13 protein-coding genes are annotated in these 22,317 nt (G+C 45.8%); 6 read left to right on the top strand and 7 right to left on the bottom strand.

All coding sequences use genetic code 11. The features are described 5' to 3' along the window. Positions 1–38: 38 nt before the first annotated feature. The 3 genes from FTW16_RS19285 to aspS form a co-directional block, all read right to left on the bottom strand. Complete coding sequence (locus FTW16_RS19285) at positions 39–1,499, bottom strand: methyl-accepting chemotaxis protein (protein ID WP_146492172.1); 1,461 nt, start codon at positions 1,497–1,499, stop codon at positions 39–41. A 191-nt stretch (positions 1,500–1,690) separates the two neighbouring features. Then, on the bottom strand, positions 1,691–2,212 hold the full coding sequence (gene ruvC, locus FTW16_RS19290; protein ID WP_146492173.1) for a crossover junction endodeoxyribonuclease RuvC: 522 nt from the start codon (positions 2,210–2,212) through the stop codon (positions 1,691–1,693). 170 nt (positions 2,213–2,382) lie between these two features. Beyond that, on the bottom strand, positions 2,383–4,161 hold the full coding sequence (gene aspS / locus FTW16_RS19295) for an aspartate--tRNA ligase (RefSeq protein ID WP_146492174.1): 1,779 nt from the start codon (positions 4,159–4,161) through the stop codon (positions 2,383–2,385). A 314-nt stretch (positions 4,162–4,475) separates the two neighbouring features. Here aspS and FTW16_RS19300 point away from each other — a divergent pair, with 314 nt between their 5' ends. The 6 genes from FTW16_RS19300 (at position 4,476) to FTW16_RS19325 (ending at position 10,970) form a co-directional block, all read left to right on the top strand. Continuing rightward, positions 4,476–5,381, top strand: coding sequence for a DUF72 domain-containing protein (locus FTW16_RS19300; RefSeq protein WP_146492175.1), 906 nt, complete (start codon positions 4,476–4,478; stop codon positions 5,379–5,381). 139 nt (positions 5,382–5,520) lie between these two features. Next, a complete protein-coding gene (cmoA, locus tag FTW16_RS19305) occupies positions 5,521–6,249 on the top strand; it encodes a carboxy-S-adenosyl-L-methionine synthase CmoA (protein ID WP_017062083.1) in 729 nt (242 codons plus the stop codon). 186 nt (positions 6,250–6,435) lie between these two features. Beyond that, on the top strand, positions 6,436–7,407 hold the full coding sequence (cmoB, locus tag FTW16_RS19310) for a tRNA 5-methoxyuridine(34)/uridine 5-oxyacetic acid(34) synthase CmoB (protein ID WP_146492176.1): 972 nt from the start codon (positions 6,436–6,438) through the stop codon (positions 7,405–7,407). 315 nt (positions 7,408–7,722) lie between these two features. Next, a complete protein-coding gene (locus tag FTW16_RS19315) occupies positions 7,723–8,463 on the top strand; it encodes an ATP-dependent zinc protease (protein ID WP_146492177.1) in 741 nt (246 codons plus the stop codon). 17 nt (positions 8,464–8,480) lie between these two features. Next, on the top strand, positions 8,481–9,986 hold the full coding sequence (locus FTW16_RS19320) for an inactive transglutaminase family protein (protein ID WP_146492178.1): 1,506 nt from the start codon (positions 8,481–8,483) through the stop codon (positions 9,984–9,986). A gap of 3 nt (positions 9,987–9,989) precedes the next feature. Next, positions 9,990–10,970 carry an alpha-L-glutamate ligase-like protein gene (locus FTW16_RS19325; protein WP_060982365.1) on the top strand — a complete coding sequence of 327 codons (981 nt, stop codon included), beginning with the start codon at positions 9,990–9,992 and terminating at the stop codon, positions 10,968–10,970. Positions 10,971–11,101: 131 nt separating this feature from the next. Here the strand turns inward: FTW16_RS19325 and fdhF are convergent, their stop codons facing one another. The 4 genes from fdhF to mukF all read right to left on the bottom strand — a co-directional run bounded on the left by fdhF (position 11,102) and on the right by mukF (position 22,226). Further along, entirely contained in the window at positions 11,102–15,331 is a 4,230-nt protein-coding gene (gene fdhF / locus FTW16_RS19330; RefSeq protein ID WP_146492179.1) for a formate dehydrogenase subunit alpha, read from the bottom strand. A gap of 322 nt (positions 15,332–15,653) precedes the next feature. Beyond that, a complete protein-coding gene (gene mukB, locus FTW16_RS19335) occupies positions 15,654–20,111 on the bottom strand; it encodes a chromosome partition protein MukB (protein ID WP_146492180.1) in 4,458 nt (1,485 codons plus the stop codon). Further along, a complete protein-coding gene (mukE, locus tag FTW16_RS19340; RefSeq protein ID WP_061018447.1) occupies positions 20,108–20,908 on the bottom strand; it encodes a chromosome partition protein MukE in 801 nt (266 codons plus the stop codon). The genes mukB and mukE overlap by 4 nt, the downstream gene beginning before the upstream one ends. After that, a complete protein-coding gene (gene mukF / locus FTW16_RS19345) occupies positions 20,889–22,226 on the bottom strand; it encodes a chromosome partition protein MukF (protein WP_017055049.1) in 1,338 nt (445 codons plus the stop codon). The genes mukE and mukF overlap by 20 nt, the downstream gene beginning before the upstream one ends. Positions 22,227–22,317: the final 91 nt, after the last annotated feature.

The raw sequence follows: 22,317 nt of genomic DNA on the forward strand, positions 1-22,317 counted from the left end.
TGCTTATCCAGTTCTTTGTGTTTGTTAGGATGATTTATTTAAGCTTGCTTTGCTTGGGAGACCACGCTGTTCAAGCTCGCAACCAGTTCTTTAACCGAAGTCACATGACCTGTTAGCTCAGAACCATAATTAGCAACTAAGCCTGAAACGGATTTGGTTTCTGCAACACTCTGTGCTACTTCTGAACTCGCAAGATCGAGTTCTTTCAATGAGCTCATCTGCATCGCCATAATATTGGTCAGTTGGTTTACATCAGTAGAAATGGTTTGCACCTCAGAGATAATGCCGTTCATTTCATTGGCCGTAGTTTCAATGATCGCTCTACCATGTTCCACTTCTTCTTTACTTCGGTCTAATAAGGTTCGAATTTCTATCGCGGAGTGACTGCTTTTCGCCGATAACTCTCTCACTTGGTCTGCAACTACCGCAAAACCTCGTCCTTGCTCACCAGCGCGTGCCGCCTCTATTGCTGCATTAAGTGCTAATAGATTGGTTTGCTCAGCAACCGAGGTAATCAAATCAGCGACTTTCATGATCTCTTGATTACTTTGAATGATCTGGCTGATTGCACTGGTTGAAGCTTCTAGTGATTCTGAGCTCTTCTGCGCTTTCGTTCCCACGGCTTCGCTACGCTCTTTTAGCTCACCCACAAATGAGTTTGATTCTTCGATACCTTGAGTCATTTGGTGCAATTGTTGGCTCATCTGTTCTGCTGCACTCGCCTGAGATTCGCAATTGATGTTAAGCACCTCAACTTGAGCATGCAGATCTTGCGACTGCTGGTCCAAGTGAACAGATACGCCCTGTAAGCTTTCAGAGTTTGAGTTAGCTTGGTCAAGGACAATCGAAAGTCGTCCTTCGCTTTGCGTCGCTTGATTGGCAACGTGTTGGCTTTCTGAAATCGCATCTTCTGCCATTTCAATCGCCACCTCTTTTTGCTTAGCGGTAAACGCTTGAGCAATACAGATCACCACCAGCGGCATGATTACACCAGACCAGGTTTCAACGACCACGGCTTCCGGAGTAAGTACTAACTGCGGAAATTCAAAGCCATCAAGGTGAGCCGACGTCATCATCAATGACACGCCAATCACTAGCCCACTCCATACCAAAGCGATAATGCGTGTTCCCGATAAGAAAAAAGCGACCACTAACAAAGGAACCCAATAAGCCTGAGTCGATGCCACCACACCACCGCTTTGGTAAATGATATTCAGCGCGTGCACTGCCATGCCGACAAAGCCAAAGTTCAATGCCAAGCTAGGCTTTCGGGTAATGCGTAATAGAAGTGCAGAGACTAATTCAAAGGCGATAAGAAATACGGAAGTGGCAACCAGCAGCTGCTCTTCATGCTTGGCCCACTTGATGAGGCTGTAGACACCCACAAAGAAGGCGATAAAAGTGAAGAGTAATAAGATATCGGCTTGTCTGACTTCGTTGTTACTCCACCCATTATTTTTGGGTAGAAATAGCGCGCGCCACAGCTTGATTGGGTTCATCAGTGATCATCCTTGATTGACTTGTAAGACCTCTGACCAATGTTAATAACATGTTAAATGATACGCAATGTTATTATTTGGTTTGTGTTCGAAAGATCTCATTTCATCAAGGATTTAAGAGCGTCTTGCTTTGAGCTAAACGAGGCGTAGGCTCATGGAATGCAAGCTTTTAGAAAGCAGAGGGATGGGACTTAACGGTAGCGCCCTTTTCTCGCGCCTGTCGCCTTACCTGCCAGTGCTATCAAGGTTTTATTAGTGTTGGCGTGAGTGATCGCTACGCCTAGAGCATCGGCAGCATCGGCCTGTGGTTTAGCCGGTAACTTAAGCATGCTCATCACCATGTTTTGAACCATCGACTTATCAGCACCACCATTGCCTGTCACCGCTTGTTTTATCAAACGAGCCGCATACTCATGGACGGGCAGCTCAGCATTCACCGCAGCCACTATCGCACTGCCACGAGCTTGTCCAAGCTTAAGTGCAGAATCCGCATTCTTCGCCATGAAGACCTGCTCAATAGCGAACACATCCGGCTGAAACTGAGTGATGATTTCGCTCACACCGGCGTAGATTTGTTTGAGTCGACCCGGCAGTTCTTTTTCAGAGGTGCGAATACAACCGCTACCTAAGTAATATAGATGACGACCATTTTGACGAATCACGCCATAGCCGGTAATACGAGAGCCAGGGTCAATCCCTAGGATAATAGACATAATTTCAAATACTGATTATTTATACATGCTTTATGAGCTTAGTATATCGAACGCAAAAAAAAATGCCCGTCAAATTAACGGGCATTTTCTAATTACTGACAGGTCTGGCTAATGAATTAAGAGCTCTCTATCAACTAGGATCTCTTCATCAACAAGAAAAGATAACAGGCTTACGCTTGCTCTTTTTTCTCTGCCAATTTAACTGCGATTGCTAGCTCTTCCAGCGATGCTGGGTTCGCTAGGCTTGGCGCGTCTGTTAGTAGACATGCTGCAGCTGTTGTTTTCGGGAATGCGATAACGTCACGGATGTTCTCAGTACCACAAAGCAGCATTGCTAGACGGTCAAGACCGAATGCTAGACCAGCGTGTGGTGGCGTACCGTACTTAAGCGCTTCAAGTAGGAAGCCGAACTTCTCTTGTTGCTCTTGTGCTTCGATACCTAGGATACCGAATACCGCTGTTTGCATTTCTGCGTTGTGAATACGTACAGAACCGCCGCCTACTTCGTAGCCGTTGATTACCATGTCGTATGCATCTGAATTTGCTGCTGCTGGGTTCGCTTTAAGCTCTTCCGCGTTCACACCTAGTGGTGATGTGAATGGGTGGTGCATTGCGTGTAGGTTACCTTCGCCGTCTTCTTCGAACATTGGGAAGTCAACAACCCATAGTGGAGCCCATGCAGATGTGTCTGTTAGCTCTAGATCCGTACCTAGTTTAAGACGAAGTGCGCCCATTGCTTCAGCAACGACGCCCGCTTTGTCTGCACCGAACAGAATGATATCGCCAGATTCAGCTTGAGTGCGATCTAGAATACCGTTGATTACGTCTTCGCTTAGGAACTTAGCAACTGGAGATTGAATACCTTCCATGCCTGCAGCACGGTCGTTAACCTTCATCCAAGCTAGGCCTTTCGCGCCGTAGATGTTTACGTGTTCAGCGTAACCGTCGATTTGCTTACGAGTTAGCTTAGCACCACCTGGAACACGAATAACCGCTACGCGACCTTTTTCGTCGTTAGCTGGGCCAGAAAATACTTTGAACTCAACGTCTTTAACCAAGTCAGCAACGTCAACTAGCTCTAGTGGGTTACGTAGATCTGGCTTATCAGAACCGAAACGACGAATCGCTTCAGAGAAAGGCATTACTGGGAATTGGCCTAGTTCAACATCTAGAAGTTCTTTCCACATATCGTGAACAAGCTTCTCAGTCACGTTACGTACTTCTTGAGAAGTCATGAAAGATGTTTCGATATCGATTTGAGTAAATTCAGGCTGACGATCAGCACGTAAATCTTCATCACGGAAACATTTAACGATTTGGTAGTAACGGTCAAAACCAGACATCATCAGCAGTTGCTTGAACAGCTGAGGAGATTGAGGAAGTGCGTAGAAGCTACCTTTGTGAACACGGCTTGGTACTAGGTAGTCACGAGCACCTTCTGGTGTCGCTTTCGTTAGTACTGGCGTTTCGATATCTAGGAATAGGTTCTCATCAAGGAAACGGCGAACGAAGCTAGAAGCACGTGCGCGAAGCTTGATACGGTCGCTCATTTCTGGACGACGAAGATCGATGTAACGGTACTTAAGGCGCTGCTCTTCAGAGTTCGTTTGGTTGAAGTCTAGTGGAAGCGCTTCTGAACGGTTGATGATCTCTAGGCCCGTCGCGTAAAGTTCTACTTCACCAGTAGCCATGTCTTTATTTACTTGGCTGTCCGGACGAACACGTACTTCACCAGTAAACTTGATACAGAATTCATTACGCAGTTGGTTAGCGATCGGGAAGATATCTTTCATATCTGGATCGACAACAACCTGAACGATGCCTTCACGATCACGCATATCAATAAAGATAAGACCGCCTAAATCACGGCGACGGTTTACCCAGCCGCACAATTCTACAGTTTGTCCCGCCAGGGACTTGTTCAGGTTACCACAGTAATGGGTACGCATAATGAATTTCCCAATCTCTTAATTATTTACTAGTTTCCAAGCTGTCTGTGGTCATTCCACACAACAGAGCAAAGGAACATTTATACGCGGAAACTCGCTTAAAATCGACCTTCCACATTCGAATTTATTGTGTTTTATCTGGCTTTGCTGCTTTTTAGCCCATCAAGTGCGCAAAGATTCATCAAAACCGAAAAAATTGCGATAATTATATCTCGAAAGTACCTTAATCAGCAAAACTCTCGTAAAGTAGATTTTCGTTTAAACCCAAAAACTTTTTGTAATGTCTGATGGCGTGATGAATAACGGTGTAATAGATGGATGATCGTGTAATAACAGCAGAAACTTTACCTCTAAGACTTGGATTAACCATGTGGTCTCATTCTGAGTGGCAAAGTCAGTTCTACGGAAAAGGAACAAAGCCTGCTGAACGCTTAGAGAAATACACACAAGTTTTTCATACTGTGGAAGGCAACACGACCTTTTACGCTACGCCGAGTATGTCGACCGTTCATAACTGGAAAGCCGCCAGTCATGATGATTTCAGGTTCACTTTCAAGCTACCTAAATTCATCACCCACCAGCAGCAACTCAGGCACTGCCAAGCAGAGCTCAAAGAGTTCTTGATGACTATGTCGCCACTCCACGACCGCATTGGTCAATGGACGATTCAACTGCCACACAGCTTTGAGCCCAGCATGCTGCCTGCCCTACAAAAGTTTTGCACCTTATTCCCAAAAGATATGCAGCTTGGTGTCGAAGTTCGACACTTGGGTTTCTTTGATAAAGGCGATGCTGAAAAACGCTTTAATCAATGGCTGGTCGAAGAAGGTATTAATCGCATCATTATGGATAGCCGCCCCGTGTTTTCCGCGCCACCAACCACAGAAGCGGTGTTCGATGCACATCAGAAAAAACCGCGTGTCCCCGTTCATGCGATTGCGACCGCCAATAACCCGATGATTCGATTTATTGGCCACCCAGACCAAGAACCTAACATTGAGTTTTTTAAGCCTTGGTTTAACAAAATTCCAAACTGGCTAAGCGAAGGGAAACAACCGTATTTAATGATTCACACCCCAGACAATAATCATGCGCCTGAACTTGCCATCGCTATTTACGAGCTGTTGCAAAAGAAAGTGTCTGAAAATACGTCATTATTATTGCCTGACCTGGCTCAGTTTCCTGCTCAGAAAGGCAATAACCAAATCTCGATGTTTTAGCCCCTCACCTATAAGTAACTTCGAACCTTGAGCTAAATCTCAGTTTTCGTGACAGCCGCGCTTTTTTTACGTAAAATACGCCCCTTTTTATTTGGTACGAATTTTGTGCCAATTACGCTGACTGTCGAGAGAAAATGCCATGAGCAACACAGACAATATCTTTTCCGCTCCTATTGATAAAATTGGAGACTTCACCTTTGATGCAAGGGTTGCTGAAGTATTTCCGGATATGATTCAACGCTCGGTGCCTGGCTATAGCAATATCATCTCTGCAATCGGCATGCTGGCTGAGCGCTTTGTAAAGCCACATTCAAATATTTACGACCTTGGCTGCTCGCTTGGTGCAGCGACACTTTCTATGCGTCGTCACATTCAGCAAGAAGGCTGCACGATTTTCGCTATCGATAACTCAGAAGCCATGGTTGAACGCTGCAAATTGCACGTTAATGCTTATCGCAGTGACACACCAGTAGAAGTGATTGAAGCCGACATTCGCGAAGTCGAAATCAAAGACGCTTCTGTTGTGGTGCTTAACTTTACGCTGCAATTTCTGTCTCCGGACGATCGATACGCTCTGCTTGAAAAAATTCATGCTGGCTTGCGCCCGGGCGGGATCTTAATCTTGTCTGAAAAATACGTATTCGAAGACGAAAGCTCAAATGAACTGCTTATCGACCTGCACCATGATTTCAAACGTGCTAACGGATACAGCGAGCTAGAAGTAAGCCAGAAACGCAGCGCAATTGAAAACGTGATGCGTCCGGATTCGATCCCTGTTCACAGAGAACGATTTGATAAGATTGGCTTCTCAAGCAGCGAAGTCTGGTTCCAATGTTTCAACTTTGGTTCAATGTTCGCGATAAAGTAAACATTTTCGGTTACGTAACAGTCGCGACACCTTTAGCACGTACTAAAAGGTCATCCTCAAGAGCGAGGAACGAGCGAGTTGGGGATCTCTTATCAAACATGATAAACGAGATTCCCTAGCATGTTTGTCCACACTCTTAATCGAGTGACAAATTTAATTTCTACACCACCAACTCAGTGAAAACCTATGTTTAATTTTGCCAATTTTTATCAACTTATTGCCCAAGATACTCGCCTTCAGCCGTGGCTCAATGTTCTGCCACAGCAACTGACAGATTGGCAAAATGCAGAGCACGGTGACTTCGACCGTTGGTTACGTGCACTAAACAAGATCCCACAAGGTGTACCAGACCAAGTTGATCTGAAGAACTCAGTGACGATTGGCAGCTCAACACCATTTCACACAGGTGAGCTTAAAAAGCTAGAAAGCCTATTAAAGACGTTCCACCCATGGAGAAAAGGCCCTTACACCGTTCACGATATTCATATCGATACTGAGTGGCGTAGTGACTGGAAATGGGACCGTGTGCTTCCACATATATCCCCATTGAAAAACCGTTCGGTTCTCGATGTAGGTTGTGGTAATGGTTACCACATGTGGCGCATGCTGGGTGAAGGTGCTCGCTTAACGGTTGGTATCGATCCTTCTCATCTATTCTTGGTTCAGTTTGAAGCGATTCGTAAGTTGATGGGCGATGACCAACGTGCACACCTGTTACCTCTAGGTATTGAGCAACTGCCAAAGCTAGAAGCCTACGACACTGTTTTCAGCATGGGTGTTCTGTACCACCGTCGTTCGCCACTTGATCACTTGATTCAACTAAAAGACCAATTGGTATCTGGCGGCGAGTTGGTGCTTGAAACCCTAGTAATTGAAGGCGATGAAAATGCGGTACTGGTCCCTGTTGACCGTTACGCACAGATGAGAAACGTGTACTTCTTCCCTTCAGCTCGTGCACTGAAACGCTGGCTTGAACAAGTTGGCTTTGAAGACGTACGTATCGTTGATGAAAATATCACGACAATTGGTGAACAACGCACAACAGAATGGATGACACACAACTCTCTGCCAGATTATCTAGATCCGAACGATCCAAGCAAAACGGTTGAAGGTCACCCAGCGCCAAGACGTGCGATTTTGGTAGCAACAAAGCCATAGATTCTCTGCCCACAAAGCAGTGGCATATTGAGTAAATAAAACACGAGCCTATATAAGGCAGCAAAACAACGGCTTGCCATGGTCAAAAAGTCACCGTTGATTTCGCGGTGAACATTTGCTTCCTGAGCTCACGAATTGAACAAAAATTGACTTGCGTTTAATAAGTGAGCTATTTCAAATAGCAATAATTGGCGTAGCGCTCACATTGCGATTCAATATGACCAGACTCTTACAATAGGATGCTTCACGCATCCTTTTTTGTGGGCTAAACTTCTAAATAGTCTGAACTATTCTCTAATTCTCAAAGGTTTTTTTATGTTTAAGCGATTATCGCCGATTGTGGCGGTTGGTTTGCTCTCTGGCTGTACTCTGACAAACGGTGCAGCCTATCACCAAGAAACTCTCGACGCTATTTCCCGCTCAGAGACAAACATCGCAAATAAAGTTCAAAATCTTGAACTGCAACTAAGCAATCAAAGTGATTATATTGAAAGCTTAGAAGACGAAATCACTCTCCTTTCTAGTCAATTAGATGTCCATCTAACCAATATGGAACACAAAGTTATTGAAGAACTAGAGGAAGAAGAACCTGTCGTCGTTGCAGCCGCTCCTGTCGCTCCTACGTTACAACCAACCATCCTTGGCGGCATCGAAAAAGTGTCTATCGACTCAATCAAGCAAAGCTTCGATGCTCGTGTGGATACAGGTGCAACCACCTCTTCTCTAAATGCTGTCGATATCAAAGAGTTCGAACGTAACGGTAAGAACTGGGTTAAATTCCACCTAGACGACAAAGCACAAGCTGAAAAAGACCAGAAATGGATTGAAGCGCCTGTTTTACGTTATGTGAAAATCCGTCAATCAACGAATGATCAGACTGAACGTCGAGCTGTGATCGAATTATGGGTGAAAGTTGGAAAAATCCATGAAAAAGCGCAATTTACATTGGCGGATCGCTCTCAAATGAGTCACCCTGTATTACTAGGGCGCGAATTTATCAAAGACATAGCGCTAGTGGATGTAAGTAAAAAGTACGTACAAACGGAAGTTAAATAACAATAGTAGGGTAAGCTATGACGTCAAGAATTCCATTTTATATCTCTATATTCCTGCTTATCGTTGCAGGTATAACACTGAGTATGTTCAGACATACCACCTACGGTGTACCTTGGACTCCTGGGGAAACCAGACAGGTTTGGGACATTGAAGCTCGTATCGAGTTCAATGCGGTTGGTAAAGAAGCAAAAGTTTCACTAGCAGCTCCTCACACTCAGTCTAATTACACACTTATTGGTGAATCAGCTTCGTCACCAGGTTACGGCATCTCTTACTTGAACACAGAATCAGGTCGCCGTGCAGAGTGGTCTATTCGCCATGCTGATGGCCCTCAAACTATCTACTATAAGACTCAATTCCTAGTCGATAACCAAGCGAAAGTTGATGCTATACCACCAGAAGGCGAAATCACACAACCAAGCTTTGATGGTCCTGAAGAAGCTGCTGCGTTAGCATTGATTGACAGAGCAACCAAACGCTCAGCAGACAACATTACTTTCACTCGCGAACTTATCAAAACGCTTAATGACCCAGACAGCCAAAACTCAGCGCTGATTCTGAATAACATGAGCAAAGTTGAAGCGACACATAAGCTACTTTCAGCAGCAAACATCCACAATAAAGTCGTTGGCGTTATCGAGCTAGAAGATGGACGTCGTCGTCAATCTATTCAGCAAATGAACCAGATCTGGGATCACGACCAATGGGTTCTATTCTCTCCAGAATCAAGTGAACAACAAGTTCAGCCAAATCTGCTTATTTGGGATGAATCAAACGTTTCTCTACTGGATGTGGTTGGCGGTCAGAACAGTAAAGTTCACTTCTCTATGATTGCGCAGGAGGTTACTCCTACTGAAGCAACCAATAGCAAAGTCTCTGCTGATCAACTGTTAAACCTTTCGATTCACAGCCTACCGCTAGAAGAGCAAGCGATGTTTAAAACCATCATGCTGATTCCTATCGGTGCTCTGATTGTTGTATTCCTACGTGTCATCATCGGATTGAAGACATCTGGTACCTTCATGCCGGTTCTGATTGCAGTAGCCTTTGTACAAACACAATTGGTAACGGGCATTGTCGGCTTCCTACTGATTGTTGGTACGGGTCTTATTATTCGAAGCTACTTGTCCAAACTTAATTTGCTACTGGTCGCCAGGATATCCGCCGTAATCATCACGGTAATCATGATTATCTCTGTGTTTACTGTAGTCGCATTTAAAGTGGGTCTAACAGAAGGTCTGTCTATTACGTTCTTCCCAATGATTATCCTATCTTGGACTATCGAACGTATGTCTATCCTATGGGAAGAAGAAGGCGCGAAAGAAGTAATGCTACAAGGTGGTGGTTCTCTATTCACTGCGGTTCTTGTTTACTTAGGCATGACTAACCCGTTCATTCAGCACTTAACGTTTAACTTTATTGGTTTACAGCTTGTTATTCTAGCGACCATTTTGCTACTAGGTAACTACACAGGCTACCGTCTAACAGAGCTTCGTCGCTTTAAACCGCTAGCGGAGGACTAAGTTATGTTTGATCAATTTACTTCACCGTTTAAGTTGAAAGACAAAGGCATAATGGGAATGAACAAGCGTAACCATAGTTATATTGGTCGCTACAATGATCGTTCCAAGTATCCACTCGTTGATGACAAGCTTAAGACTAAGATCATTGCTGAACAGGCTGGCGCTACTGTGCCAAAACTGATTGGCGTTATTGGCCATCAAGCTGAAGTAAAAACAATCCACAAGATGGTAAAAGAGTGGCCGGGTTTCGTAATCAAGCCGGCTCAAGGTAGTGGTGGTAAAGGTATCCTTGTTGTGATCTCTCACAAGGATGGCGTTTACACCAAACCATCGGGTTCGACTATCAATGAAGAAGATGTAGAGCGTCACATCAGTAACGCTCTCGCGGGTCTTTTTTCACTTGGTGGTAAGAACGATGTAGCTGTAGTAGAAAACCTCATCAAGTTTGACGAGTGTTTTGATGGCTTCAGTTACGAGGGTGTACCAGATGTACGAATCATCGTATTCAAGGGCTACCCTGTTATGGCGATGATGCGTCTATCTACTTCAGCTTCTGATGGCAAAGCTAACTTGCACCAAGGTGCTGTGGGCGTAGGTATTTGTATAGCTACTGGCAAAGCCGTTCGTGCGGTTCAGTTTGACCACCCAGTGACTCATCACCCAGATACAGGGAAAGAGCTGGCGCTACTACAAGTGCCGCATTGGGAAAAGCTACTAACGCTTGCATCAAGCGCTTGGGAAATGACAGGTCTTGGCTACATGGGTACTGACATGGTTTTAGACCAAGAAGAAGGTCCGATGGTACTTGAGCTAAACGCACGTCCTGGATTAGCAATACAGATTGCAAACGGCGCTGGTTTACTACCTCGCTTGCATCATATCGAAAACCTAGGCACACCTGCTGAATACCCAAAACCAGCAGAGCGTGTTGCATACGCCGCTAAACAATTTGGTGTTCACGGTAACGAGATTGCTCCAAACTAGGCCCATCTAAATTAAAGCAAAACGACTGAGTAAGTAATTCATACTGAATATAGCTCATTAAAAAAAGCCGCATAACTCTGAGAGTTACGCGGCTTTTTAATGTCTGTCGCTAATTCGCTTAACGCTCGGAACTAAGCTTCTGTTGTTTCCGTTTCAGACTCACGAATGGGGTCAATACGAACCGCCGCTACCTTAAACTCAGGGATCTTCGCATGTGGATCCGTCGCAGTAGTCGTCAAACGGTTAACCGGTGATTCAACGAAATGGAATGGAATGAACACCACACCCTTTTGCATTCGCTTAGTCACAAACGCCGCGATTTCTATTTCACCACGACGTGTTGATACTTTGAGCATCTGACCATTCGAGATACCCAATGCTTCAGCATCATGAACACTCACCATGGCACGCGGCCCTGCTAAGTTATCCAACCCTTTTGTTTTACGTGTCATGGTTCCAGTATGGAACTGTTCTAAAATGCGGCCTGTCGTTAATACTAGCGGGTATTCCGCGTCCGGTAACTCAGCAGCGTATCTAAACGGAATCGCCTCCATTTGACCACGCCCACGCGTAAATTGGGTCTGGTGCATGATACGAGTGCCATCAGGGTTATTCTTATTACTTGGCCATTGCACGCCGTTCACCGTAATATTCTCCCAACGTAAACCACCATACTGTGGCGTTACACGTGCTATCTCATTGGTGATATCGGCAACGGTTTTATAGTCCCAACCACCGCCCATTGCGTTGGCTAGCATTTGGATAATCACCCAATCTTCTTTCGCTTCACCTGGAGGTAATACCGCCGGGTTAATGCGCTGAACACGACGCTCGGTATTAGTAAAGTGACCAGACTTCTCAGCGAACGAGCAAGACGGCAGAACCACATCGGCATACTGGGCGGTTTCAGTTAAGAAAATATCTTGAACCACTAGGAAATCTAACGCTTCAAGCCCTTCAATCACATGTGCTTGATTCGGGTCACTCAGCACTGGGTTCTCGCCCATAACGTACAGACCACGCACATCTCGATGACACGCGCCATCAATAATCTCGGTCAGTGTTAAGCCCGTTTCAGCTGGTAAATCAATAACGCCCCACTCCATCGCGAATTTTTGACGAACCATTGGGTTATACACTTTTTGGTAGCCCGGAAGGTTGTTTGGCAATGCGCCCATATCACACGCGCCTTGTACATTAGATTGACCACGTAATGGGTTTATACCACCGCCTTCAATACCAATGTTGCCGCACAAGAGTTGAAGGTTTGCTATAGAGCGAACATTATCGTGACCAGTAGTGTGCTGCGTAATACCCATCGAGTAGTACACCGCGGTACGCTCTGCAGTACCGATCAAGCGCGCCATAGCGAAGATGTCTTCCGCTTTAACGCCTGTCACCAATTCCACTTTGTCTAAGGAGTAGCTTGGTGACATGACCTCTTGTAACAAGGTATCAAAGCCGTCCACACGATCTTCGATATACTCTTGGTCATACCAACCGTGTTTGATGATCTGCTGCATCACGCCATTAATCAGCATCACGTCTGTACCCGGTCGGTGCGCTAGGTAAAGTTCAGCATGGTCGGCAATATCGATTCTCTTAGGATCAGCGACGATCAAGCGAGCACCGTTATGTCTTACCGCCTGTTTGATGTGTGAGCCGATAATTGGATGTGCCGATGTGGTGTCCGAACCAATAATAAAGATCACATCAGAGTGCTTGATACTTGGAATATCATTGGTCATCGCTCCACTGCCTAGCGAAGCTTCAAGCCCAGTCACCGTTGAGGCATGACAAAGACGTGCACAGTGATCGACGTTATTGGTACCTAGTTCACGACGAATGAATTTTTGGAACGCATAGTTATCTTCGTTGGTGGTTTTCGCCGACGAGAACCCCGCCAAAGCGTTACTGCCAAAGCCTTGCTTAATCGCTGTAAACTTTTCGGCAACGAGCTTAATCGCTTCATCCCAACTTGCAGGTTGTAACCAGCCATCTTTACGAATTAATGGTGTGGTTAAACGCGCATCGCTGCCAACGAAATCGAAACCAAATCGCCCCTTAACACACAACATGCCTTCATTAACCGGAGAGTCCCCACCTTCGATATAACGGATTTTATTTTTGTGCTCATCGATATGCATGGTTAGTTTACAGCCCACACCACAATAGGTGCAGATGGTATCGACTTTCTTGAGTACGTCTGTGTCTCCTTGCTTTCTATCACGAGCATCCACCATCGCACCGGTTGGACACGCCTGAATGCAAGAGCCACATTGAACACAGTTTGAGTCGCCCATTAATGTTTTGTCCGACCCAAAGTTAGGGCGACATTCAGGCCTTGATGCTGGCTTACCATCGGCTTGGCTCATGAAGCTAAGAACGCCATGAACATTCTGCTCGCGACATGCTTGGATACACTGACCGCAACTGATACAGCGGTTAGCATCAAAGATTATGAATTCAGAGCTGTCATCAACGGCAAATTTTTGTCTTGTTAAACCGACCTTCGCTTCTTCTGCGCGAATCGCCTGCCAACTTTCATTTGAAGCCACATCGATTTTGTATTCTGGATATGTTTGAGTGGCTTTGTATTCGGTCGAATAGTCTCTTAGGTCGCAGTTTGTATTAGCTTGGCAGCCGCATTCTAAACATCTTGCTGCTTCCGCGATTGCATCTGCATTATCAAAGCCTGTTTCTACTTCCTCAAAACTTTGCTCGCGCTGCTCGGGGGTTAGCTCTGGCATGATCTTACGCGCCATTCGCTGAATGGACTTGTACTGCTCAGGATCCACCGCTTTGAGCTGCTTGTGCTTTCTTGAGTTAAACGGTTTGACCGGAATGTTATCCATGTCGCCGTGAAAGAAACGATCGATCGCTTGCGCTGCAATACGTCCATCGCCAACGGCTTCGACAGCCGTCGCAGGGCCGCGTCGAAAATCACCAATACTAAAGATATTGCCAGTACCGGTATGCATGGTTTGCGGATCAGCATCAGCGGTATTCCAACGAGTCAGTGGAATATCAATCGATTCGTTGTCCATAAAGCTCAGATCAGGCTTTTGCGACACCGCAGCGATAACCGTATCGAAGGCTTCGACAAAGAACTCACCCGTTGGTTTAGGGCTACGACGACCGGAAGCATCAGCCGGCCCTAAAGCCATACGCTCTAAGCGTATTTCTGATACGTGGCCATTTTCATCAGCTATATTTTCGGCCGGGTTAGTCAAGAAGTGGAACTTCACACCCTCATGCTCAGCTTCTTCAATTTCGTAATCTTCTGCAGGCATCTCATCTCGAGTACGACGATAAATCAACGTGGTATCCGCACCATCACGCACCGCTGTTCGAGCACAGTCAATCGCGGTGTTACCGCCACCGATCACTGCAACCTTTTTACCTGTGACATACTGCTGATCGGTCACGTAATCTTTAAGGTAATCAACGCCTAGGTAACAACCGCTAAGCTCGCTACCCGGATAATTCATTTCAACCGCTTGTGATGCACCAACAGCTAAACAAACCGCATCAAAATCGTTGCTCAAATCAGACAGTGTAAAATCAACGCCCAGTTTTTTTTCACACTCTACCGACATCCCATTACGGCACATCAGTTCGATTTCTTTATCTAGAATCGACTTAGGTAAGCGATACTCTGGAATACCGTAACGCAGCCAACCACCAGCTTTAGGCATCGACTCATAAACAACTACATCATAGCCTTCGTTGGATAGATAATAACCTGCAGTAAGACCACCGGGGCCACTACCAACAATCGCTATACTCTTACCTTTATTTGGTTTCTGAACTGGTATATAGCTTTCTTGCGCCGCTAAATCTGCATCGGCTGCGTGTCGCTTGAGTTGACGTATCGCGATGGATTCATCAACCAAGTTTCGACGGCATTCAGTTTCACAAAATGCAGGACATACACGACCAATCGAAAGCGGCATTGGTAATGTCTTTTTGATCACCTCAATCGCTTTGATGTGATCATTTTGAGCAATATGATGCAGATAAGATTGAATATCGACCCCTGCAGGACACGCAGTTTGGCATGGTGCCTCACAATCTGCGTAATGGTCTGTCATTATGCGGTTCAACGCTTCTTGTCGATGGTTGGTCAACGGCTTTGACTGAGTCGTAATATTCAACCCATTAGACACTTCAAGCTCGCACGAGCGCTTCATACCTAAGCCATCAACCTCGACGACACATAAATCGCATGGAATCTTATCTGTTGTTTTGTTCAAACCACATAGAGATGGGATCTCTAAACCACATGTTTTTGCCGCTTCAAGTACGGTTTGTCCTTGTTCGACGATTCGAAATTTCCCATCAATAACGATTTGAATCATATTGAGTCCTGCCTTCCAGTTTGCGTAATAGCCACGCTCAAAAATATTAATTAGTCGTTCAGTCGTGTGTAGACACTACTGCCATACCATTACCATACATTAATTGTGGTTTTGTGCGTGTGACTTCAAACAAGTTCTATTGAGATTAGCCCTAATGTATGAGTGGTCATATCAGTAGTTCAAAGGGGGTAAGTTACGAGGCATATGAAGCGGATCAGGCCAAAGGGGGTTAGAACAATTGCAGAACGCTAGATTTAGGTACTAAAAAGCCCCTAATGATTAGGGGCTATGAATCAGTATCGTTGAATCGCTATCGAGCTTATTACTCAGTTTCTTCGATAAGCTCTTGCACTGGAGATGCTGGCTTGTTTTGAGCAAAACCGCGCAAACCAACAACGTGTACATGTTCGTGGTCTTTAAATACCTTACGAACCAGTTTGTAAGTTGTGCCTTTCTCTGGACTTATGTTCTCTGGCGCCGCGATCAGAAGTTGCATTCCTAAACGGTCACACAGTTCAAATAGCGTTGAAATAGATTTCGCATCCAGACGTGCCGCTTCATCAAGGAACAACAAACGACATGGAACGATGTCTTTACTACGAAGTCGACGTGACTCTTCTTCCCAGCTCTGAACAACCATCAGTAGGATAGACTGACCGGTACCGATCGCTTCACCCGTAGACAATGCGCCAGATTCCGCTTGTAACCAACCGTCTGAACCACGGTTAACTTCAACACTGAGTTCTAGGTAGTTACGGTAATCCAGTAGCTCTTCACCCAGAACTTGCGGAGAACGTTGACCCATATCGATATGTGGGTTCACACGTTGGAACAATTTCGCCATTGCTTCTGAGAAGGTGAAGCGCGTTGATTCAAACAAGTCTTTGTGCTGCTCTTGCTGAGTCGCTAAGCCTGACAGCAAGATTTCGTGGCTTTCACGGATCTTAACGTTCAGACGAACGCCCTTAACCTGACCAAAATAAATATTAGACAAGCCTTGGTTCAGCATTCGAATACGGTTCTGCTCGCGCTGAATCGTTTTCTTGATAATGCTTGCTACCGACTCAGAGCTAATCGCCAAGCGGTTTTCACGCTGTGTCAATTCTTCTGTTAGTCGAGCGAGCTCAACTTCCATCTCTTCGATTGCTTCAACCGGATCATCCGTATGAATGATGTCTTGGCGAATACGCTCGCGAAGATGTTGGTAAACCGCAATGTAGAACAGAACTTTACGCTCTGGATGTGCGTTGTCTTCCGATAGACGCAGCGAATCACGTAAGTCGTCATTGTCAGCTACAGCCAGACGTAGCGCACCCAATGATTTATCCGACATTGAGCGAAGTTCTCCCGCCGTTAGGTAAGCCAGTTCACGCTTGTGTAGACGACGTTCAACATCATTTTCACGAGCTAAACGAAGTACTGAGCACCAACCTGCTTTTGCTGCAACCACGAAGGTACGAAGTTCTGTGTACTCTTTCTGTACTTTCTTAAGACGCTTAGCCAAGGCTTTCATCTCAAGTTCTGTTGACGTAATCGTACGCTCGTATTCGCTCTTGCGGCTGCGAGATGTGTGTAAACGCTCTTGAAGCTCGTCACGACGACGTACAGCACGCTCTTCAGCGCCTTCATCAGCGTTTACGCCAAACTCTTGTAGCTCTTGTTTGAACTCTTGAACCGTCTCTTGCTTCGCTTGATGTGAGCTCTTCAGTGCCGCCAATACTTGGTTATATTGGTTCATCTGTTCACGAGCTTGCTTCAAGCCATCACGGCCTTTGGTTCTTGCTTGCTCTGCTTGAACCAATTTCGCTTTTAATTGCTCGCTCAGTTCACTGCTCTTGTTTAGCAAATCAACAGAGTCCGCGTAAGCAAAGTAGTGACGACGCTCAATCAAATCAGACAGCGCGAACACTTTGCCTTTTAGGGTTTGTAGTGCGTAATCGGCTTGACGATATTCGGCTTCCAAGGCTTCGAACTGCTCTGGGTCAGCATCTAGTGCAGATACGATTTGCTCTAGAGAAGTAAGCGCTTTGCCATGACTATTCAAGTAAGACTTAGCTTCACTTAAACGCTCTAGTTGTGCTTCTAATTCAGCTAAGCGCTCAGCCAATGTTTCGTCTTCAAGAATACGAACCATTGGCGCTAATTTATCTAATGCACCAAGTGCCTGCTTGCTTTGTAGAAGCTGGCTACGTTGCTGCTGCTCTTTAGAGTTAAGCTCAGCCAGAGAACGAACAATTTGATTGCGCTTATCACGAATCGCAGTAAGTGCTTGTTCTGGGTCTGCGTTAAACGCAACGTGTAGGTGCTTCGCAACAAAGCTGTTGAATGCTTGGTATAAGCGATTCAGTTTTTGAGAGTCAAACGCTGCTTTCGCGTGGTTCTCAACCACAACATCACGCTCTTCGCGCAATTTCTCTAGGCGCTGTTCACGAGCCGCACGGCCAAACAGTGGGATCTCAGGGAAACGAGAGTAACGCATTTGGCGATCGTTCAGCTGAACACACACCGCGCCTTCAAGCTCATCGGCATTAAACGAGCTGTCATCAAACGCGTCTACATCGCCTTCTAGGATGTAAAGGTCTTCTGGACAATCATCAAGATCCACCAGCTTCTCTTTAATACCATCAAGATCCGAAACCACAATCGCGTGACGAGCTGGGCCGTACATCGCACTAAAGTACGGCGCATCACCAATCGTGATGTCATCGTAGATCTCAGAAAGCAGCACGCCACCCAGCGTATCCGCCAGGCCTTTCAGGCGAGGATCGTTAGAACCACCTGGCGAAGCTAAACGCTCAATCTCTTGCTCAAGTTCAGCTCGGCGCGTTGCCAACTGATCTTTTGCTACCGCTTGAGATTTCTCATCTTCAAGTACTTGCTGCATTTGAGTCATTACCGCTTGGCTATCTTCTAGCTCAGCGTCTGTTTGATCTCTTAAAGCTTCAAGTGCATCGTTTGCCGTGATCCACGCAGGAGCAATTGACTCAAGTTTTTGAATCTCTTGGTCGTGGTTTTGTTGTATACGACGTTGCTCGCTCTTCGCTTCACGCAGCTCTTCTTGAGCGTACTCAAGGGACTCGATCTGCATAGCATGACGTTCACGTTCTTCATCGAAAACCGCTTCATCAGTCAGTGAGATGTTGTGCTGTTTTTGGTATTCAGTCGCAAGCTCTTTTGCTTGACGCTGCTGAGCCACATCACGAGCCATGTCGCGGTGCTGAGCGCGCCACTGCTGTTCGTTCTCAACAACGTGTTTTGCGTTACGACCTTTTTCTAAAGCTTGCTTAGCGCTGCTAGACGCTTCTTTGCGCTCCACGTCACCAACGATGCTCTTAACTAAAGACAGTGCTTTGTCGAACTGTGCTGAAGCTGCAGAAGACATATCTAGCTTGTGCTTAGTAGCCAGTAGCGCTTGAGTGCTTGATTCTTCTTGTGCTTTTAGCTCAGAAACAAGAGTTAATGCACTTTCTGCCGTAATCGATTCATCACCAAGCAACTGCTTAGTTTTCTCTAATGCTTGAACCGCTTGCTGGTACTGAAGTGCACGAGTCTGCTGAACATCCAACGCTTGTTGGTAATCAGCAAGCTGAGTTTTCAGGCTATCCACTTCTTCTTCAGTGATGGTTGCCTGCTCTTCAGCAAGAAGTACTCGCTCTTGAGCTTCTTCCACTACCATCATCTGCTCTTCTAGACGCTCATTAAGCTCTTCTAGATCTTCGCTATAGCGAGCAATCTTCTCTTGCTGGCGAAGTGCAGTTTGAACCAATTGAAGATGATCCGAAGCCGCTTGATAATCTTGCTCTAGTGCCGACTCTTGATCGACCAACAGCTCTAATTCTTCTTGAACACGGTTCAACAAGTTGTTTTGACCATGCAAGGTTTCACGCGAACCAAACAGTTCACCACGGAACTTCATGGTTTGATCAAGCTTGTTACGACGGTCGTTGGCATGGCGCATGTAATCTGCTGCCACGTAGTTCGTCGATTCAGTGATCAAGTGTTTGAACAGGTCACGGTCCGACTGAGTTGTCTTGATCGCTTCTAGCGTCATGCGGTTCTCACGCAGTGCTGATTCCATGTCTTGGAATGCTTTCTTCACACCACCGTTTTGCGGTAGAAGATAATCGCGCAGAGAACGCGTAATCGCACTAGAAATACCGCCGTAAAGCGATGCTTCGATCAAACGGTAGAACTTAGAGCGGTCGCTGCTGTTACGCAGTTTCTTAGGTACCACACCGTATTCAAACATTTGCGAGTGGTAATCAACAATCGAAGAGAAGGCTTTAAAATGAGCGCCTTCGTATTGCGCTACCGCCGCTTTCACATCATTCAACTGACATACGCGAGCGTGGCTATCTGAAACATTCTGAATCAACACATCCGTTGGTTTCACATGGCTTGGAAGGCCTTGGATTACGAACGGTTTGATGTCTACTTTCTTGTCACGACCGGCAACTTGCTGCAGTTTTACTGCAAACAATAGGCGTTGATTACGAGAGTTCACAACATCTAGTGCAGCATAACATGCGCCAGGTTGAAGCTTACCGTAAAGGCCTTTATCACGAGATGACTGTGAGCTACCCGCTTCCGTTGTGTTACGGAAATGCAGAAGGCTTTGGTCAGGAATCAGCGCTGTGATGAATGCCGCCATAGTGGTCGACTTACCTGCACCGTTACCGCCAGAAAGCGTTGTAACCAATCCATCAATATCAAAAGTACGCGCAAAGAAGCCGTTCCAGTTGACCATGGTTAATGATTGATACTTACCTCTTTCAATCATGCTTCACCTTCTACTTTTGTTTGTTCGCCATCGTTTGACTCAAGGTCAAAGTCAGCTTGATCGTTAAAAATGTCTTGTTGACCGTTTTCGTCCACGTCTACTTCTGATACGGCTTCCGCCTGTTCTTCATTCAACAAGCTACCTTGGTTAGGCTCTTGGGTATGAACCACAGCTTCACCATCACGGATAAGACGTAATTGCGCTTCTTTCATATCGTCACCAACACGAACGTCAGCGCCAAAGCGGAATACCGCTTCGCTGATACGGAACTTGCCGGTTTCACCAATCGCAATCAACATGCCGATACGGCGCAAACGACGTAAAGAAGTACGTACTTTTTCGAAGAGCTTTTCTTTATCTAGGTCAGAACCAGACGCACGGTTGGTTGCAAGCTTCATGAGTTTTTTCTCATCCGCTAACGACATCAATTCATCAAACAGTTCTTGGTTGGTGAAGATACCTTCATGAGCCAGACGTTCTGGGCTTAGGTATAAGAAACACAACACCTTGCCAACCAACATGTCTAGCTCAGACAACACACTACGACCAATTAGAGACGTAGAACGCGGACGCAGGTAGAAGAAACCTTCAGGTGCTTTTACCAGTTCCGTATTGTAGCGTTGATAGAAATGCTGAAGCTCAACTTCAAAATCAGACAGTAACGCGTGGTTATCTAGGTCTTCTGTTGAAACATGCTTACCTGAACGCAGCATGCTGTCTAGCGCAGGGAACAGTGGGTTCGCTATCGCTTTTACCAGTTTCTCTGGCATGTAATCATCAGTACTTGTTAATGACATTTGCTTGTACCTTTGCACCGAAATCGTTGATTGCCTGCCAATCTGGCTGAATAGCCTGATAGTCAGACTCTGAGTAACCTAAGCGTACGGCTTGGTCGACAACAATTCTGGCTAAATCAAAATGGTGTGTGCGAGGGTGTGCAGCGAGGTAATCGCGTAACACAAGGCCAAGATCAATTGGCGCGCCTTGCTGTTTGTGAGCTTTTAACATCTCTGCAATTCGATCGGAAAGCAGGTCATTCACTTGCTCAAATTCTTCGTACTCTACGTCGATTGGTGCTTGTCCCATCACTTCGTCATCACGAAGCACAAGCGCTTCATCACGAAGATCCGTCAGCTTCTCAGCGTCAGCGTAAGTCAATAACCAAGGTGCATCAAAGTAGTCAGTGACTGACTGACGCAAGCGCTGGCTAAAGGCTCGGTTTTTATCCATATCAATCGCGGTACGAATAAACTTGTGAACATGGCGGTCGTAGCCGATCCATAAATCGATGGCTTGTTGGCCCCAACTGGTGATTCGGTCTAGCTTCATCTGCAAGCCGAACAGGGTTTCGCCAACGAACTCGAGTTCATCGTCACCGTAAACAATTTCTTGAATATCGAGGATCTGTGTTTGCAGTTCATCACCCGCCGCTTGCAAGGTGTCTTGCAACTCTTTTAGCGTGGACGAGGTTTCTGAAAGCAAGGTTTCACAGTTGTTAATCGCCTCTCGCCAATCTTTATTTAAAAGGTCAGCAATTTGCTGCTTAACTGTTTGCTGCTGCTCATCCATAACACGTTGGTTAAGATCAATTTGATCGAAAATTTCACCAACAGAATACTTGAGCACGCCGTAAACATTCTTTCTCCAATGTCCTGGAGTTCCGCCTTTTTGTGCTGCTTCAATGGCTTTTGCCATCTCGTCCGCAACCATTGAAAGCTGGATAGACAGTTTCAACTTAGAGAACTGACGGTGGCGTAAGTAATAATCTGAAATACCAATCGCCAATGGTGATAAGCGATAAATACTCGCACCATCGGTGATTTCGCTAGTAAAGCGGCTAATCAACTTTTGTTTAACTAACTCGTTGATGGCATTGTTGGCACGAAACGCGGACGCTTCGCCAGTATCTTCAAACAGTCGAGTGACGATGGTAAATGCATCGTGCAGTTCCCCCTCGCCCAACTCTTCATCGAACCTTTCATTGCTTAGTACTGCGATAGCAATCAAAAATGCTAAGCGCTCTGGTGGCAAGTTTAATGAAAAATCATGCTGCTTGACCCAGCCCACCAACTCATCAATTGGCTGCTCTTCGGCAGTTTGAGTCATTTCACTCATTGTGGTTCCTGTTACTGTTCTTCGTCATATCGAATGTATTAGATATGACGCCTATTTCTTTATGACGCGGGCTTCTTACGATGGCATAGCG

It is taken from the genome of Vibrio sp. T20, assembly GCF_007858795.1.
Classification (GTDB): Bacteria; Pseudomonadota; Gammaproteobacteria; order Enterobacterales; family Vibrionaceae; genus Vibrio; species Vibrio satsumensis.

Bases quoted from the DNA above. Each gene is read 5' to 3' on its own strand.
- mukB (WP_146492180.1), bottom strand. From the start codon at position 20,111: ATGATTGAAAGAGGTAAGTATCAATCATTAACCATGGTCAACTGGAAC.
- FTW16_RS19315 (WP_146492177.1), top strand. From the start codon at position 7,723: ATGTTTAAGCGATTATCGCCGATTGTGGCGGTTGGTTTGCTCTCTGGC.
- cmoB (WP_146492176.1), top strand. From the start codon at position 6,436: ATGTTTAATTTTGCCAATTTTTATCAACTTATTGCCCAAGATACTCGC.
- ruvC (WP_146492173.1), bottom strand. From the start codon at position 2,212: ATGTCTATTATCCTAGGGATTGACCCTGGCTCTCGTATTACCGGCTAT.
- FTW16_RS19285 (WP_146492172.1), bottom strand. From the start codon at position 1,499: ATGAACCCAATCAAGCTGTGGCGCGCGCTATTTCTACCCAAAAATAAT.
- mukF (WP_017055049.1), bottom strand. From the start codon at position 22,226: ATGAGTGAAATGACTCAAACTGCCGAAGAGCAGCCAATTGATGAGTTG.
- FTW16_RS19300 (WP_146492175.1), top strand. From the start codon at position 4,476: ATGGATGATCGTGTAATAACAGCAGAAACTTTACCTCTAAGACTTGGA.
- FTW16_RS19320 (WP_146492178.1), top strand. From the start codon at position 8,481: ATGACGTCAAGAATTCCATTTTATATCTCTATATTCCTGCTTATCGTT.
- aspS (WP_146492174.1), bottom strand. From the start codon at position 4,161: ATGCGTACCCATTACTGTGGTAACCTGAACAAGTCCCTGGCGGGACAA.
- cmoA (WP_017062083.1), top strand. From the start codon at position 5,521: ATGAGCAACACAGACAATATCTTTTCCGCTCCTATTGATAAAATTGGA.
- mukE (WP_061018447.1), bottom strand. From the start codon at position 20,908: ATGTCATTAACAAGTACTGATGATTACATGCCAGAGAAACTGGTAAAA.
- fdhF (WP_146492179.1), bottom strand. From the start codon at position 15,331: ATGATTCAAATCGTTATTGATGGGAAATTTCGAATCGTCGAACAAGGA.
- FTW16_RS19325 (WP_060982365.1), top strand. From the start codon at position 9,990: ATGTTTGATCAATTTACTTCACCGTTTAAGTTGAAAGACAAAGGCATA.